The sequence below is a fragment of the Serpentinicella sp. ANB-PHB4 genome (assembly GCF_031432315.1).
Lineage (GTDB): Bacteria > Bacillota > Clostridia > Peptostreptococcales > Natronincolaceae > Serpentinicella.
In genome coordinates this window covers 302,173-317,561 of record NZ_JAVKGO010000001.1, presented here as the reverse complement: position 1 = coordinate 317,561, position 15,389 = coordinate 302,173, and the positions used below count along the sequence as shown (strand labels likewise).

Sequence of the window (15,389 nt, the reverse complement as noted above, 5' to 3'; positions counted from 1 at the left end):
AATGAATTTTTTTGAAGCGGTTAGCAATAATAATATCTTGTTAGTTTCATTACTTGCCTGGTTTATTGCTCAGTCCCTTAAAGTGATACATACCTATTTAGTTGATAAAAGATTTAATGTATCAAGATTTGTAGGTTCAGGGGGAATGCCAAGTTCACATTCGGCTTTTGTTATGGCGTTAACAACAAGTATCGGGTTAACTGAAGGTTGGGATTCACCGCTTTTTGCTCTTTCTTTTGGATTTGCCATGGTTGTAATGTATGATGCTGCTGGAGTAAGAAATGCCGTTGGTAAGCAAGCTGTTATTATTAATAAAATGATTGCAGATTTACATAATAAAAACAAGAAGCAGTTGAAACAAAAAAATGAAAAAAGATTAAAAGAATTAGTTGGACACACGCCTTTTGAGGTACTAGTTGGTGGAATCTTAGGCATTATAATTGCAATATTAATAGTATGATATTTGAATTCTACTGAAGATTATGCTATAATATCAGATATATTTAATTTCAGTGGTACAGTATTCTAGTCAACTTATTTTGCTTTGAAGGCGGGGCTAAAAATCCGCCAAAGGGCATATCGATGAAGTTCCTTGTTTTTGCTTGCGACGCCCAGTCGTGGGTTTTTTCAGGGAGTAAGGAGATGGGGGCGATCCGCAATGGCATGCGGGCGATGACCCTCGCTTCGTGGAGGCCATTTAATAAAATAAATGGTGAAACCTATGGTTTACCATAGTGTAGCCTGCCTTGAGTGGAATTGGCAGATAAATAGATCAGACTTTAGAGATCAGGGCCCGATATTTAAAGTTATCGCTATTTGAAACCAATTCTGCAAAAGAGGCTAAGAGTAAAGTAAGTTGTTGGGGAAAACCCCTAGACTGTTCATCAGAGATACGTTAAGGATTACAGTGCGGACTAAGTGGTAATCCAGTCCTATCTATGGCGACAAGATAGAAATTAGTTTAAAGGGAAACCGCTGTTATGGTGACAGACAGTACTAGTTTGGGAAAACTAACTGGACCTAAGCCGTAAAATTTACTTATCGTATTACCACTGATAAAGCTGATGGCTTAGCTATCAGCTTTAAATTTTTGTTTACATAAAAAACCAAATCAAAAGAAGTCGTTATATTATGGCTATTACTTTGATTCGGAGGGATATATTTGTCGAAGGACGGTAAAAATAAAAATAATAGAAATGTAAAAAAAAGTAATGGTACGACTGGATTATGGAAGAAATATAACTTGAAATGGGTTATAGTTGTTTCAATTTGGACATTTTTGCTTACAATCTTATTTAGTATAGCAGCAGAAGTTGTTTTGATGAATACAACAGTGATCATATCATTTATTATATTAATCATAATAGTATTCTTAGGAGTTTTTAGTGACATGATAGGTATTGCAGTTACAGTAGCTTCTGACAAGCCATTTCATGCTATGGCATCTGATAGAGTGGAGGGTGCTAGGTACGCAATTAATTTGCTTAAAAATGCCAGTACAGTTTCAAATTTTTGTAATGATGTTGTAGGAGATATATGCGGTATTGTAAGTGGAGTCGCTGGGGCTAATATTATTTTACAATTAGCTAAAGGGCCCGTTCTTATTAACCGAGCTATACTAACAATATTAATTACTGCTTTTGTAGCCTCTTTAACAGTAGGTGGTAAGGCTATTGGGAAAAGTCTCTCTATAAACCAATCCCATATTATAGTATTCAATACTGCTCGTGCATTAAATTATATTGATAAAAAGATTGGTACATCTATAATAAAAGATCAGTCTAAGAACAGGAGAGAGTAATTAGATGAAACTACTTGATAAAATTAAGTCTCCAGAAGACTTAAAAAAACTTAATTCCAGAGACGTAAATACACTCTCAAATGAGATAAGAGAGTTTTTAATAGATAATGTATCGAAAACAGGTGGACATCTAGCATCTAACCTAGGAGTTGTAGAACTAACGTTAGCGCTCCATAGTAGTTTTAACAGCCCTACGGATAAAATTATATGGGATGTAGGTCATCAGAGTTATGTACATAAACTGATTACAGGAAGAAAAGACAGATTTCATACGTTACGACAATATCAAGGAATAAGCGGTTTTCCAAAACGGTATGAAAGTGAACATGATCATTTTGACACTGGTCATAGTAGTACTTCAATTTCTGCTGCCCTAGGTATGGCTTCGGCTCGTGATTTAAAAAATGAAAAAAATGCCGTTGTTGCAGTGATTGGTGATGGGGCATTAACAGGTGGTATGGCACTTGAAGCGTTAAATCACGCAGGCCAAAGCAAAAAAGATGTAATTGTTGTTCTGAATGATAATGAAATGTCTATATCAGAAAATGTTGGTGGCATATCAAATTATCTAAATAAAATTAGAACTACACCTATCTATTCAAGATTTAAAGATGATGTAGAACATTTTATTGAAAGAATACCAGCGATAGGAAAAAGTGTCTATAAGACCGCAGAAAAAGCAAAAGATTGCGTAAAGCACTTTTTTATCCCCGGTGTGTTTTTTGAGGAATTAGGTTTTACGTATGTTGGGCCTATTGATGGTCACAATTATGAAGAACTTTGTAGTGCTTTTAAGAATATTAGAAACATTTCAGGTCCTATCTTACTTCATGTTATAACAAAGAAGGGTAAAGGATATTCTCACGCCGAAAATAAACCAGAAAAATATCACGGGGTAGGTCCTTTCGATACGAAAACCGGTCAGTCTCTTGGAAGCAAGCAAATTACTTATTCTGACATTGTTGGTGATACACTATTAGAACTAGCTAAAGAAAAAGAAGAAGTTGTTGCTATTACAGCTGCTATGCCTGCAGGTACGGGATTAATGGATTTCTCAAAAAAGTATCCTAATCGTTTTTTTGATGTGGGTATTGCTGAACAGCATGCAGTTACATTTGCTGCCGGCATTGCAGCCGCAGGGCATAAGCCATATTTTGCTGTATATTCAACATTTTTACTAAGAGGATTAGATCAGGTGATACATGACGTATGTCTCCAGAACTTGTCTGTTACATTCTTAATTGATAGAGCAGGAATTGTTGGTAATGATGGGGAAACACATCATGGAATAATGGATATCTCTATGTTATTTCCGATTCCTAACTTAACCATATTATCGCCAAAAGATGGCGTTGAACTTAAAGAAATGTTGAAGTATTCTCTTACCTTTGATGGCCCTTTAGCTATAAGATATCCAAGAGGTGAAGCTAGCACAATTGAACACTGTTCAAATCTTTCCTTAGAAAAAAAATCTGCAGAAATAATCTATGAAACGGGTAATGATGCACTAGTAATAGCTACTGGTCATTTAAACAACATAGCTTTAGAAGCATGCTATCAGTTAAATAGCAGTGGGATTAAAACAACTTTATTAAATCCAAGGTTTATAAAACCAATTGACGAAAAGACAATATTACAGAGAACGAGCAAATGCAAAAATGTTTATGTTGTGGAAGATAATTATAAACTAGGTGGATTTGGTTCCCAAATTCAAAGTATACTAAATAATAATGGTATTACAAAAGAGGTAAAAATATTTGGCCTCCCGGACCGATTTATAGAACATGGTGATATGGATACATTATTTCAAGTTTATGGTTTGACAGCTGAAAATATTGTAGATACAATTATTGACGATTTCGATAGTAAAATAGTAAAGTATAGTTTTTAATTGTGATTAAGGATGTGCACAAATGAATAAAAAAAGGTTAGATGTTTTACTTGTTGAAAAAGCACTATTTGAAACTAGAGAAAAAGCAAAAAGAGCTATTATGGCCGGCTTAGTATTTGTAGAACAACAAAAGATTGACAAAGCAGGAACCTTAGTAAATGTTGAGTCTGATATTTTAATCAAAGGTGCTCTATATCCCTATGTAAGTCGTGGTGGCCTAAAACTAGAAAAAGCACTCAAAACCTTTGACTTAAGTGTAGATAATAAAATTTGCATGGATATTGGTGCTTCTACAGGTGGATTTACCCATTGTATGCTATTAAATGGTGCAAAAAAAATATATGCTGTCGATGTAGGATATGGACAGCTAGACTGGAAGTTGCGACAGGACGAAAAAGTTGTTGTAATGGAAAGAACTAATATAAGAAATGTTACTAAGAACGACATAAGTGATTCGATTGAATTCGCCTCAATAGACGTTTCTTTTATATCTTTAAAATTAGTGTTACCTGTTTTGAAAGATTTGTTAAAAGAAAACTCAGAAGTTGTAGCGTTGATTAAACCGCAATTTGAAGCAGGAAGGGATAAAGTTGGAAAAAAAGGCGTTGTAAGAGAAAAGAGCACGCATATTGAAGTTATTAGAGAGATTACTTCATACGCTATTAACTTAGACTTTTCTATTTTAAATATAACCTTTTCCCCTGTAAAGGGACCTGAGGGTAACATTGAGTACTTATTACATTTACTCAATAATAAGGACATGGGACAGTTTGACCTTAAAAACATTGAAGATATTGTAAATGACTCACATACTTTTTTAATAAAATAGAAACATAAAAAATGGTTAAAAGAGGTTGGGTTTTATTACCTAATAAACTTAAAGTAATAAAGTGGCGATAGCCACTTTTTTTACTGCATAATCATTACTTTTAATGTTTATATTTTATATTTGAAGGATATTATCTAAATATGAAGAATAATAAATATACATCATTAGTGGATATTTATTATTCTTCATATTTAAAATTATAGGAGGTAATTATGAAATATACAAGGCATTCAAAAATACTAGAATTAATTGAAAGTCAAGAAATAGAAACCCAAGAAGAATTATCTGAAGCGTTAAAAAATAATGGATTTAAAGTAACGCAGGCAACAGTTTCAAGAGATATTAAAGAATTAAGATTAATAAAAGTATTATCAAAAAATGGAAAGTACAAATATGGTACCTTAGAGAGCCAAAATTCAATTTTATCAGAACGAATGGTTAGAGTCTTTAAAGATGTAATAACTTCAATTGATCATGCGGGAAATATACTTGTTATAAAGACAATACCAGCTGGTGGTCAGGCCGGGGCATCAGCAATTGATGCTGCAAATCTTGAGGGTGTTGTTGGAACGGTAGCAGGTGACGATACAATATTTGTTGTAATAAAAGATGTTAATCAAATGGAAGAGATGAAACAGAAATTTATAACTCTAACTCAATAGGGTGGTGAACATATATGTTATTGGAGTTAGCAATAAAAGATTTTGCATTGATTGATTCCCTTAAACTAACTTTTGGTGAGGGTCTAAACGTATTAACAGGTGAAACTGGCGCTGGAAAATCAATTATTATTGGTGCAATTAGTATGATACTTGGAGAACGGGCGAATAGGGAATTAATACGTAGTGGAACTTCTAAATCTGTAATCCAAGGTGTATTCCAAATTAATAATGATAATGAAATTAATGAAATATTAGCTAACTTTGGAATTGATTATGAAGATGATGAAAATTTAATTATTACTAGAGAACTTTATGCTGCGGGTAGAAGCGTTGCAAGAATAAATGGTGTTATTGTAAACCAATCTGTTTTAAAGTTGCTATCTAAGTATTTGATAGATGTTCTCGGACAGCACGAACACCAATCTTTACTTAATTCTACAAATCATATTAATATGCTAGATGCATATGGTACAAATGAACTAGCCAAAACTTTGTCGGAATATAAAACTAGATATAAAAGTTATGTTACGCTTTGCAAAGAGTTAGAATCTATTTGTAATGATAAGATGGAGCGAGAGCGTAAAATTGACTTGCTACAATTTCAGCTGAATGAGATTGATTCAGCCTATCTTGAAACTGGTGAAGATATTAAGGTAGAAGAAAATATAAGAATTTTATCGAATAGTGAGAAGATACATTCGATCGTAGACAATGCTTGTAATGACTTATATAATGGTCACCAATCAACTGCTGCTATAGACTTGATATCAAGAAACGCAAGAAGTCTAGCTACAATTTCAGATCTGGATAGTTCCCTTAATACATACTACGAAAGTATGGAGGAAATTAAGTACAAGATAGAAGATTTAGCTAGAGAAATGAGGGCCTATACTGATAGTGTTGAATTTGATGGAAATACATTAAACCAATTTGAAGAAAGGCTAAATTTAATAAATAATCTTAAAAGGAAATATGGTACAAGCATTGAAGAGATTCTTAATTACCGTGAACAGGTAAGTGAGGAGTTAGAAGAATTATTATCGAGTGAAGAAAAAATTAAAACGTATGAAAAGGACATTTTTGAGCAAAAAGAATCCTTAGTTAAATTAGCAACTAATATAAGCAAAATAAGAAAAAAAGTTGCTAAAAAATTTGAGAAGGACTTACTTAATATATTGACTACTTTAAATATGGGCAATGTTTCTTTTGAAATATCTTTTAATAATAAAAAATTTGAAAATGGTGAATATTACTTTTTAGAAAAAGGTTTAGATCAAGTTGAATTCTTAATTTCTACTAATATAGGAGAAGATTTAAAACCTTTAACAAAAATAGCTTCAGGTGGAGAAATATCACGTATTATGCTCGCTTTTAAAACCATATTAGCAGATGCTGATAATATAGAAACCCTTATTTTCGATGAGGTTGACACTGGTATAAGTGGAAATACAGCACAAGTGGTAGCGGAAAAGTTAAAAAAAGTTGCTAACACACACCAAGTTATATGTATCACTCACTTGCCACAAATTGCATCTATGGCAGAAGAACATTTTTTAATTGAGAAAAAAATAGCAAAAAACAATACACAAACACAAGTGATCAAGTTAGATGAAGAAGGCAAAGTAAATGAAGTGGGCAGACTTCTAGGAGGCAAATTAACAGACATTACGCTTAAACATGCTAAAGAATTGATAGATAATGCTACTAATAAAGCTATATAATATGAAATTTTTAAATAAAAAGGATGTATATAACATCTTTTTTATTTTTTTTTAATTATAATCATCTCCGAAAAAGGTCAAATTAATGTTAATGAAAATATTTTTAAAGTTTGATAGGGAGATGAACCTATGATAATAAAAAATACTAAAAAATTTGCATGTATTATGCTTATTTTTGTGTTATTTGTAACAGGTTATATTGCGTTTAATGAATTTAGTGGTAGAATTCCGGAGGAATACAATATTAGCTTAGGTAATAGCCATATACTAAATTCAAGATTTCCTTTTTCATATAGTGTAATTGAACAAAATGAAATTTTCGAATATGAGAAAAAAAGTTTTTTCAGAAATCAAATAGTAAGTGTAAAAAATCAATTGATGCTTGAAGCAATAGATGAAGGTGCTTTCGACATTCAATTAAAGTTATTTGGGCTTGTACCATATAAAAATGTTAGAGTAAATGTTGTACCTCAGTTAGATGTAATACCTGGAGGACAATCCATTGGTGTTAGAATGAATACTAAAGGAGTACTTGTAGTAGGCATAGCTGATATTATTGATAATGAACATGTTAAACGAAATATTGGCGAGGAACACGGTATTAAAATAGGAGATACACTTCATAAAATTAATGATATTAAAGTTTTAAACTCACTGCATGTTACAGAGTTATTAGAAGAAAGCGATGGGAATATTGTAAATTTAAAACTAGAAAGAAATAATAACTATTACAACGTGAAGGTTGAACCTATAAAATCAAGTGAGGATGGAAAGTATAGATTGGGACTTTGGGTTCGGGATAAAACAGCTGGTGTAGGTACTTTGACATTTTATCATGAGGAATCAAAAAAGTTTGGTGCTCTTGGTCATGCTATTACCGATGCTGATACTGGTTCTTTACTTTCTGTAAAAGACGGGGAAGTAATAAGATCAAAAATAGTGTCAGTTGAACAAGGAAAAAAAGGAAAACCAGGGGAACTTAAAGGCATATTCTATGATGTGCGGCAACCTTTAGGTAAATTAGAACAGAATACAGAATTTGGTGTATATGGTGAAATAACAAGAGAGGTAACAGATAGTAAGATCTCTTCGATTCCAATAGGTTATCAACACGAAGTAGTAGAAGGCCCAGCTTATATATTAACAACTACAGAAGATAATAAGGTAGAGCGTTATGATATTGAGATTGTAAAAGCTACACCTCAAAATAGTCCTAGTATTAAAAGTATGGTGATCGAAATTACAGATGATAGACTACTGGATAAAACTGGTGGCATTGTACAAGGAATGAGTGGAAGTCCAATCATACAGAATAATAAATTAATTGGATCAGTTACTCATGTACTCATTAATGATCCTACTCGAGGATATGGACTATATATCGAGTGGATGATTGATCAATCGAGAATATTCGATAAAATTTCATAAATTATTGTTGAAATTTAGCTCTTAAAGTAGAACGATTATGGCAATAAAATTAAGATAATTTTATTAGGGGAGAAGGAATGTTATATTGATTGTCGAATAGTTAACAATAGGAAAAAAAAAAAGTGAATATCAGGGGGGAATTACGGTGAATAACCAATTAATTAATGTTTTAATCGCAGACGACAATGAGGATTTTTGTGATATTTTAGTAGAGTATCTACAAAAGCAAGAGGATATTAATATTACTGGTATTGCAAAAGATGGTTTAGAAGCAGTCAAACTAATTGAAGAAAAAGAGCCAGATCTTGTAATATTAGATATTATTATGCCTCATCTTGATGGGATTGGTGTTTTAGAAAAGCTAAATAAGATAAGATTATCCAACAAACCCAAAATCATTGTATTATCTGCAGTAGGGCAAGACAAAATAACACAAGAAGCTATTACTTTAGGTGCAGATTATTATGTTATAAAACCTTTTGATTTTGATGTTCTCATTGAAAGAGTTAGGCAGGTAGTAAGAGGTATTACTACAAATGTTAATAATTCTAACCAATCTATACAAGTGAATCCAAACAAAAACAATTCTCTTATTAAAAACAATAGGAGTTTAGAGGCGGAAATAACAAATATAATTCATGAAATTGGTGTACCTGCTCATATAAAAGGATATTTATATTTGAGAGAAGCAATTACTATGGTAGTAGCTAATCTTGAACTTTTAAGTGGTGTAACAAAGGAATTGTATCCAGCTATAGCAAAAAAATTCAATACTACTCCTAGTAGAGTAGAACGTGCAATACGACATGCAATCGAAGTAGCTTGGAGTAGAGGAAAAGTAGATACAATAGATAATTTATTTGGATATACTGTTAACAATGACAAAGGAAAGCCAACAAATTCAGAGTTCATTGCTATGGTTGCTGATAAGTTAAGATTGGAACAAAAAGTTAGTTGAAATTGAAATTATAACAAAGTAAATAATGATATGGTAATTTAAAAACGCATAAACTATTTTTAAAGCAATAAATTTAAGTAATAAACAAAAAACCTCTCATTCATATTTTTTGTTAAATTGAATGGGCGGTTTTTTTATGTAAAAATTTCTTCTATTACTTCTCTACACAGTTCAGTTGCATACCCTTTTCTAAGAAGTGTATTATATATATTCCCTTTAATTTTGTATGTGTTGATATTCTTTTTTTTACGATATTTATCATAATATTTATAGCCGATTTGTAGAGCCGTGTCTTTGATTTTAGTTTCATTTTCTTTCAACCAACTATTTAACTCAAGATTATTGTTAAGTTCTTCAATACATTGATTAATTGTAGTAGAAGAAAATCCTTGACTTAATAATTTATTATAAACTTTATTTTTTATCTGATTAAATGGTGCTGCTTTTGCTGTTCTAAGAAATTTCTCCATTTGTTTAGTAGCAACTGATAGTTCATCCTCGATAGTATATAATTTCTCAATTACATTTTCAATAATTATAATACTTACCCCTCTAGTTATTAATTCATTTTTAATTTTTTTTGGACTCTTATTATTGAGTTTTTGAGTAATAATATAACTATTTGTATAAACCTCATCATTTACCATATTATAATAAATAAGTTTTTTAAGTACTAGTTGTGCTTGTTCATCTGTAGCTTCTTTTTCTAATAAATAATTATAAACTTCTTGTTTAGTTCGTGCCTTGTAGCTTAAATAATTTAATGCCTTATTATAATACTTATCTTTCATAATATCACCTCGCAATAAGATAAAATTAAATAATTAGAAAATTATAATACAAAGTAGCATTTTTAGTCAAATAATACAGATACTATAATTGGAGGACAGAAGATGATTAAAGTAAAAGCTCCGGTTAAGTTAGGAAAAAGCACAAAAAAACTAATCAACAAATTAAATTATAAAGATATTGCTATCATTAAGCATCAGGACTTAGATGAAATGGCAGCTATGTCCTTGGTCGAAAAGAATGTATCTGCTGTAATAAATTGTGAAGAATCTGTTAGTGGGCGTTATCCTAATCTAGGGCCACAGGTTCTTTTAAAACATCATATACCATTATACGATGTCTTAAAAGAAAATAATATTTTTGAAAAGGTTACTGATAATGATGTTGTACTAATTAATCATAACAAGCTTTTTTTAAATAAAAATGAGATTGCCCAGTTAGAGCTTATGTCCTCGGAAAAGTTAGGTGTATTACATGAATTAGCAAAACAAAATTTAGAAATTGAACTCGAAAAATTTATTGATAACACTTTAACCTATGCAAAACAAGAAAAGGCTATAATTACTGATAGTAATATTTCAATGCCTAATTTATCTACTCAATTAAAAAATAAACAAGTTGTAATTGTAGTTAGAGGACAAAATTATAGAGACGATCTAATCACTATTTTACCATACATAAGGGATGTGAGACCAGTGTTAATAGGTGTTGATGGTGGTGCTGATGCACTGGTTGATTTTGGGTGTACACCAGATATAATTATTGGAGATATGGATAGTGTTAGTGATAAGACATTACTTAAATGTCAAGAAATTATTGTACATGCATATACAGATGGTAGAGCACCAGGCTTAAAAAGAATTGAAAAGTTAAAATTAAACAAATCACTTTTTCCTGCTGCTGGAACAAGTGAGGATGTTGCTATGTTATTAGCCTATGAAAATGGCGCAGATTTAATTGTAGCAGTAGGGACACACACCAATATGATTGACTTTTTAGAAAAAGGAAGAAAAGGTATGGGTAGTACTTTTTTAGTTAGATTAAAGGTTGGATCAAAACTTATAGATGCAAGAGGTGTAAGTAAACTTTATAGTAAGAAGTTTCCTTTAAAATATATAACATCATTGTGTCTAGCAGCAATGTTACCGATTTTAGTTATCTTAATTATAAGCCAACCGTTAATATTGGAAATTTTGAAGCTAAGATTAAGATTATTTTTAGATTTATAGGAGGTATTAATGGGAGTAGATTATCGATATTTTATCTCTTCAATAATTGCAATATTTATTTCTTTAACTATTGGTATATTAATTGGGTCAAATTTAGTACAAGATACTTTGTTTATAGAACAACAGCGATTACTAATAAATAATTTAGAGGAGCAATTTGAAACATATAAAAATGAAAAATATTACTTAACAAAATATAATAAAACATTGAAAACTGATGTTGAAATTAGGAGTGAGTATTTAAGTAGGTTTCATAAAGAACTCATAAAAGATAAGTTAGAGGATATTAGTGTCTCAATATTAAATATTAATGGACAGTATAGAGACGTAGAAAAAATGATCGAAACAATTAATCAAGCAGGAGGAAAAGTTGTAACTAGTATTGAAATTTCTGAGGATTTTATAAATATGGAAGAGATGGATGTAAATTTACCTAATGTGAGTTTAAATAATTTATCTGAAGAATTTGTTAACTATATTATAAGTTTTATTCTAACTAAGAATAAAACGGAATTAATTAATTTTATGTACCCAAATGATTTATTAAAGATAAATATATATGAATCTATTGATGTAATTCCTTCCTATATTATTATTAATACAGGCTTAATTAGTGAAGATAGTCTTGTAAAAGATATGATCATAAACTTAAAAAGAAAAAATATTAAAATAATAGCAGTAGAAAATTCTAACATAGTACCAGCCGACTCGTATGTGCCATTATTTAAAGAACATAATATACCTACAATAGATAATGTAGATAGCTTATTAGGAAGAACCACTTTAGTCTATGTACTTAATGGTATATATGGAAATTTTGGTAACAAGAAACATGCAGAAGATTTATTCCCCTTTACTTCACTATAAGAATAAAGGAGTGTTTTGTTTTGAATAAAACGATTTCGGTTATCGTACCTGCATATAATGAAGAATTTAAAATAGAAGAAACGATAAAGGCGATTCAATCAGTTGATTTAATAAATAATATTCATGTAGTAGATGATGGGTCAACAGATAATACGTTTAGTATATTAAGTAATATAGAAGGAATATCAGTGAATAGGTTTAGCGTTAATGTGGGAAAAGGAGCGGCTATTAAAGCAGGAATAAGAGAAGTTATTGATTTTTCAGACATTATCGTCTTTCTAGACGGTGACTTAGGAAGCAGTGCTAAAGAAGTTTATAAACTCATTACACCATTATTGTATGACAATGTAGATGTCGTGATAGGAAGATTTCCTAAAGCTAAAACAAAAGGAGGCTTTGGATTTGTTAAGAGTACAGCACGATATGGTGTATATCTACGAACCGGACAATTATTTCATGCTTCTTTATGTGGTCAAAGAGCTTTTAAGACTAATGTACTGACTAATATTACTTTACCTGACGATTTTGGAATAGAGGTTAGCATGTTAGTTAATATAATAAACAAAGGATATACTGTGAAAGAGATCAACGTCAATATGACACATAATGAGACTAAAAGAAATTTTCAAGGCTTTAAACATAGAGCAAAACAGCTTTTACAAGTGCTAAAAGCTTTAATAAAGAAGTAATATAAATTTTGTCGCTGGGCGGTCTTATAAAATGCATATATTATTTTTTCTTATTACTATTTTAACTACGCTTCTAATTAAACAACCAATTTCCAAACTTATATCTAGAAAAAAAAGATATGCTAGAAATTATAGAGGAGAGCTAGTCCCATGTTGTATGGGAGTAGTATATCCTTTAGTCACTATCATTACGTTTTTGTTTTTAATTTCTACATCAAATCAAAATATAGTTATTACACTGTGCTTTCTTTTTTCTATAATAGCGATGTCTTTTATCGGTTTACTTGATGACCTTATGGGTGATCGAACGTCATTAGGTTTTAAAGGCCACCTAAGAGCTTGTATAAAAGGGGATATCACAACAGGATTTTTAAAACTAATTTTTGGAGGATTAGTTGCTGTTGTAGTAAGTTTAATTTTATCAAACTGTTATTATTCTATATTTATTAATGCAATAATTATTGCGTTATCGTGCAATTTTATTAATCTAATGGATTTAAGACCTGGAAGAGCTTTAAAAATAATAATTATCATATTAGCTATATTCATATTAACCGCTGAGTCCAATTTGAAGCCATACATATATATTATTCTAGGTTTTGCTATAACCTACTTTCCTCAAGATATTAAGGGTTTGAGTATGATGGGGGATGTTGGGTCTAATAGTTTAGGTGTTAGTATAGGAATCATCATGTCAATTAGTTACTCATTAAACGCAAGAATTGTGATTATGATATTTTTACTGCTTATGCATATAATTACTGAAAGGTATTCTTTAACCAAGATAATTGAAGGAAATTCTATTCTTAATTTTCTTGATAAATTAGGTCAGAATAACAGGTGAGTTTTTATGATTGATATTATGGTAGGAAGTGTTATCGAAATAGTAAAAAAGCTTAAACATAAGACTATAATACGAGTTAAGCTAAACAATGATTATGAAGGACTAGCTATTAATTATAATAAAATGACGGGAAATGTTAATATAGGTGATGATTTACTTATAAATACGACAGCAGAGAATTTAAAATTAGGAACGGGAGGCTATCACTTTGTAATATATAATCTTAATACTGGTGAATTATGCAATGAACACAAAGGACACATAATGAAGTTAAGATATACTCCCTATCAATTATGTGTTATGAGTGCTGAAGAACAAAACAGTCAGTATCACAGTATTTTTAATAGTTTCAGATCATTAGAGGGAACTCCTGTGATTGTCTGTTCTCTTCATAGCATGCTGGTACCTATCGTTTCAACACTAAAATATCTTAATACAGATATAAAAATTGCATACATTATGACTGATGGTGCAGGTCTACCTATACATTTAAGTGACACGGTTAATATATTAACTGACAAAAATTTAATTAATGGGACAATTACAATAGGTCATGCATTTGGTGGTGATTTAGAAGCAGTTAATATATATAATGGATTGATTGCTGCTAAAGAGATTATAAAGTGTGATGTAATTGTTGTTTCTATGGGACCAGGAATTGTCGGTACAGGTACTAGGTATGGATTTTCTGGCATTGAGCAAGGTCATATACTAGATGCGGTTAATGATTTGGGAGGTATGGCAATTGGTGTGCCAAGAATAAGCTTTAGTGACCAAAGAGAACGTCATTATGGTATAAGTCATCATAGCTTAACAGTTTTTGATAATATCGTTAAAACTAAATGTACGATAAGTCTTTATCAATTAGAAGAATTTCAGTATAATTATATATGCCAACAAATAGAGAACCTAAATTTAAACAAAAAACATAATATAGTAATGGAGAAAAAGTCGATGTTAAAGAAAGCACTACATCATTTTGATCTTACGGTTAGAACAATGGGTAGAAATTTTAATGAAGATGCAGCATATTTTTTAACTTGTAGTGCATCAAGTATGTTTACGTATAAATATTTATCTAAAGGTGGCTAATAGATATGGAGAAAACAATTAAAACTGAAAAAATCTATGATGGGAAAATCATAAATCTAAAAGTTGAAACAGTTGAATTAGCAGATAAAAAATATTCTAAAAGAGAAGTAGTTGAACATAAAGGTGCTGCCGGTGTATTACCAATCACGTATGACGGTAATATTATTTTAGTTAAACAATATAGAAAACCTATAGAGAGATCAATACTTGAAATACCAGCAGGTAGAATTGAATTAAAAGAGGACCCACAAAGTGCTGCATTGAGAGAACTAAAAGAAGAGACTGGGTATACATCAAGTAATGTAAAAAAAATGTTGAGTTTTTATTCTTCACCTGGTTTTACTAATGAGGAAATACATATTTATTTAGCTTTAAACTTAGAATCAGGGCTAGCTAGCCCTGATGATGGTGAAAATTTAGAAATAGTTAAAATGGATATAAATCATGCTTTGAGCGCAATATTAAATGGAGAAATTAAAGACTCAAAGACTGTTATGTCAATATTGTATTATAGCCGTATGATAGAAGAAGTCAAATAAAGACAAGTCATAAATCCTCCTGCGTTAGCATATGAATTATAGTAGCATAC

At 30.8% G+C, this 15,389-nt stretch carries 15 protein-coding genes; 14 read left to right on the top strand and 1 reads right to left on the bottom strand.

What is annotated here, in order from left to right; genetic code table 11:
* Position 1 precedes the first annotated feature (1 nt).
* The 8 genes from RH915_RS01655 to spo0A all read left to right on the top strand — a co-directional run bounded on the left by RH915_RS01655 (position 2) and on the right by spo0A (position 9,290).
* Positions 2 to 460, top strand: a complete 459-nt coding sequence (locus RH915_RS01655; RefSeq protein WP_310477532.1) for a divergent PAP2 family protein — start codon at positions 2 to 4, stop codon at positions 458 to 460.
* 702 nt (positions 461 to 1,162) lie between these two features.
* The gene (locus RH915_RS01650) at positions 1,163 to 1,801 is read left to right on the top strand and encodes a hypothetical protein (RefSeq protein WP_310477531.1); all 639 of its coding nucleotides are present in this window, start codon (positions 1,163 to 1,165) and stop codon (positions 1,799 to 1,801) included.
* Positions 1,802 to 1,805: 4 nt separating this feature from the next.
* The gene (dxs, locus tag RH915_RS01645) at positions 1,806 to 3,692 is read left to right on the top strand and encodes a 1-deoxy-D-xylulose-5-phosphate synthase (RefSeq protein ID WP_310477530.1); all 1,887 of its coding nucleotides are present in this window, start codon (positions 1,806 to 1,808) and stop codon (positions 3,690 to 3,692) included.
* Between the two features lie 22 nt (positions 3,693 to 3,714).
* Positions 3,715 to 4,521: a TlyA family RNA methyltransferase gene (locus RH915_RS01640; protein WP_310477529.1), complete on the top strand. Its 807-nt coding sequence runs from the start codon at positions 3,715 to 3,717 to the stop codon at positions 4,519 to 4,521.
* A gap of 212 nt (positions 4,522 to 4,733) precedes the next feature.
* Positions 4,734 to 5,183 carry an arginine repressor gene (locus RH915_RS01635; protein WP_310477528.1) on the top strand — a complete coding sequence of 150 codons (450 nt, stop codon included), beginning with the start codon at positions 4,734 to 4,736 and terminating at the stop codon, positions 5,181 to 5,183.
* A gap of 14 nt (positions 5,184 to 5,197) precedes the next feature.
* The gene (gene recN / locus RH915_RS01630; RefSeq protein ID WP_310477526.1) at positions 5,198 to 6,904 is read left to right on the top strand and encodes a DNA repair protein RecN; all 1,707 of its coding nucleotides are present in this window, start codon (positions 5,198 to 5,200) and stop codon (positions 6,902 to 6,904) included.
* 129 nt (positions 6,905 to 7,033) lie between these two features.
* Positions 7,034 to 8,332, top strand: a complete 1,299-nt coding sequence (gene spoIVB / locus RH915_RS01625) for a SpoIVB peptidase (RefSeq protein WP_310477524.1) — start codon at positions 7,034 to 7,036, stop codon at positions 8,330 to 8,332.
* 145 nt (positions 8,333 to 8,477) lie between these two features.
* Positions 8,478 to 9,290: a sporulation transcription factor Spo0A gene (spo0A, locus tag RH915_RS01620; RefSeq protein WP_310477523.1), complete on the top strand. Its 813-nt coding sequence runs from the start codon at positions 8,478 to 8,480 to the stop codon at positions 9,288 to 9,290.
* Between the two features lie 134 nt (positions 9,291 to 9,424).
* On the opposite strand, the gene RH915_RS01615 is transcribed toward spo0A, so the two are convergent.
* Entirely contained in the window at positions 9,425 to 10,081 is a 657-nt protein-coding gene (locus RH915_RS01615) for a regulatory protein RecX (protein WP_310477521.1), read from the bottom strand.
* Positions 10,082 to 10,183: 102 nt separating this feature from the next.
* Between RH915_RS01615 and steA the strand changes: the two genes are divergently transcribed.
* Genes steA through RH915_RS01585 form a run of 6 tightly spaced genes read left to right on the top strand, consistent with a single transcriptional unit; the run spans position 10,184 to position 15,339 of the window.
* Complete coding sequence (steA, locus tag RH915_RS01610) at positions 10,184 to 11,308, top strand: putative cytokinetic ring protein SteA (protein WP_310477519.1); 1,125 nt, start codon at positions 10,184 to 10,186, stop codon at positions 11,306 to 11,308.
* 9 nt (positions 11,309 to 11,317) lie between these two features.
* Positions 11,318 to 12,175: a copper transporter gene (locus RH915_RS01605; RefSeq protein WP_310477518.1), complete on the top strand. Its 858-nt coding sequence runs from the start codon at positions 11,318 to 11,320 to the stop codon at positions 12,173 to 12,175.
* A 20-nt stretch (positions 12,176 to 12,195) separates the two neighbouring features.
* Positions 12,196 to 12,864 (top strand): glycosyltransferase family 2 protein, encoded by a 669-nt coding sequence (locus RH915_RS01600; protein WP_310477517.1) that lies wholly within the window; start codon positions 12,196 to 12,198, stop codon positions 12,862 to 12,864.
* 31 nt (positions 12,865 to 12,895) lie between these two features.
* Complete coding sequence (locus RH915_RS01595) at positions 12,896 to 13,708, top strand: glycosyl transferase (RefSeq protein ID WP_310477515.1); 813 nt, start codon at positions 12,896 to 12,898, stop codon at positions 13,706 to 13,708.
* Positions 13,709 to 13,714: 6 nt separating this feature from the next.
* On the top strand, positions 13,715 to 14,800 hold the full coding sequence (locus tag RH915_RS01590) for a DUF3866 family protein (protein WP_310477513.1): 1,086 nt from the start codon (positions 13,715 to 13,717) through the stop codon (positions 14,798 to 14,800).
* 5 nt (positions 14,801 to 14,805) lie between these two features.
* A complete protein-coding gene (locus RH915_RS01585; RefSeq protein WP_310477512.1) occupies positions 14,806 to 15,339 on the top strand; it encodes an NUDIX hydrolase in 534 nt (177 codons plus the stop codon).
* Positions 15,340 to 15,389 lie beyond the last annotated feature (50 nt).

Excerpts from the sequence above, each read along its gene's own strand:
- RH915_RS01655 (WP_310477532.1), top strand. The coding sequence starts at position 2 with ATGAATTTTTTTGAAGCGGTTAGCAATAATAATATCTTGTTAGTTTCA.
- dxs (WP_310477530.1), top strand. The coding sequence starts at position 1,806 with ATGAAACTACTTGATAAAATTAAGTCTCCAGAAGACTTAAAAAAACTT.
- RH915_RS01640 (WP_310477529.1), top strand. The coding sequence starts at position 3,715 with ATGAATAAAAAAAGGTTAGATGTTTTACTTGTTGAAAAAGCACTATTT.
- RH915_RS01635 (WP_310477528.1), top strand. The coding sequence starts at position 4,734 with ATGAAATATACAAGGCATTCAAAAATACTAGAATTAATTGAAAGTCAA.
- recN (WP_310477526.1), top strand. The coding sequence starts at position 5,198 with ATGTTATTGGAGTTAGCAATAAAAGATTTTGCATTGATTGATTCCCTT.
- spoIVB (WP_310477524.1), top strand. The coding sequence starts at position 7,034 with ATGATAATAAAAAATACTAAAAAATTTGCATGTATTATGCTTATTTTT.
- RH915_RS01615 (WP_310477521.1), bottom strand. The coding sequence starts at position 10,081 with ATGAAAGATAAGTATTATAATAAGGCATTAAATTATTTAAGCTACAAG.
- steA (WP_310477519.1), top strand. The coding sequence starts at position 10,184 with ATGATTAAAGTAAAAGCTCCGGTTAAGTTAGGAAAAAGCACAAAAAAA.
- RH915_RS01605 (WP_310477518.1), top strand. The coding sequence starts at position 11,318 with ATGGGAGTAGATTATCGATATTTTATCTCTTCAATAATTGCAATATTT.
- RH915_RS01595 (WP_310477515.1), top strand. The coding sequence starts at position 12,896 with ATGCATATATTATTTTTTCTTATTACTATTTTAACTACGCTTCTAATT.
- RH915_RS01590 (WP_310477513.1), top strand. The coding sequence starts at position 13,715 with ATGATTGATATTATGGTAGGAAGTGTTATCGAAATAGTAAAAAAGCTT.
- RH915_RS01585 (WP_310477512.1), top strand. The coding sequence starts at position 14,806 with ATGGAGAAAACAATTAAAACTGAAAAAATCTATGATGGGAAAATCATA.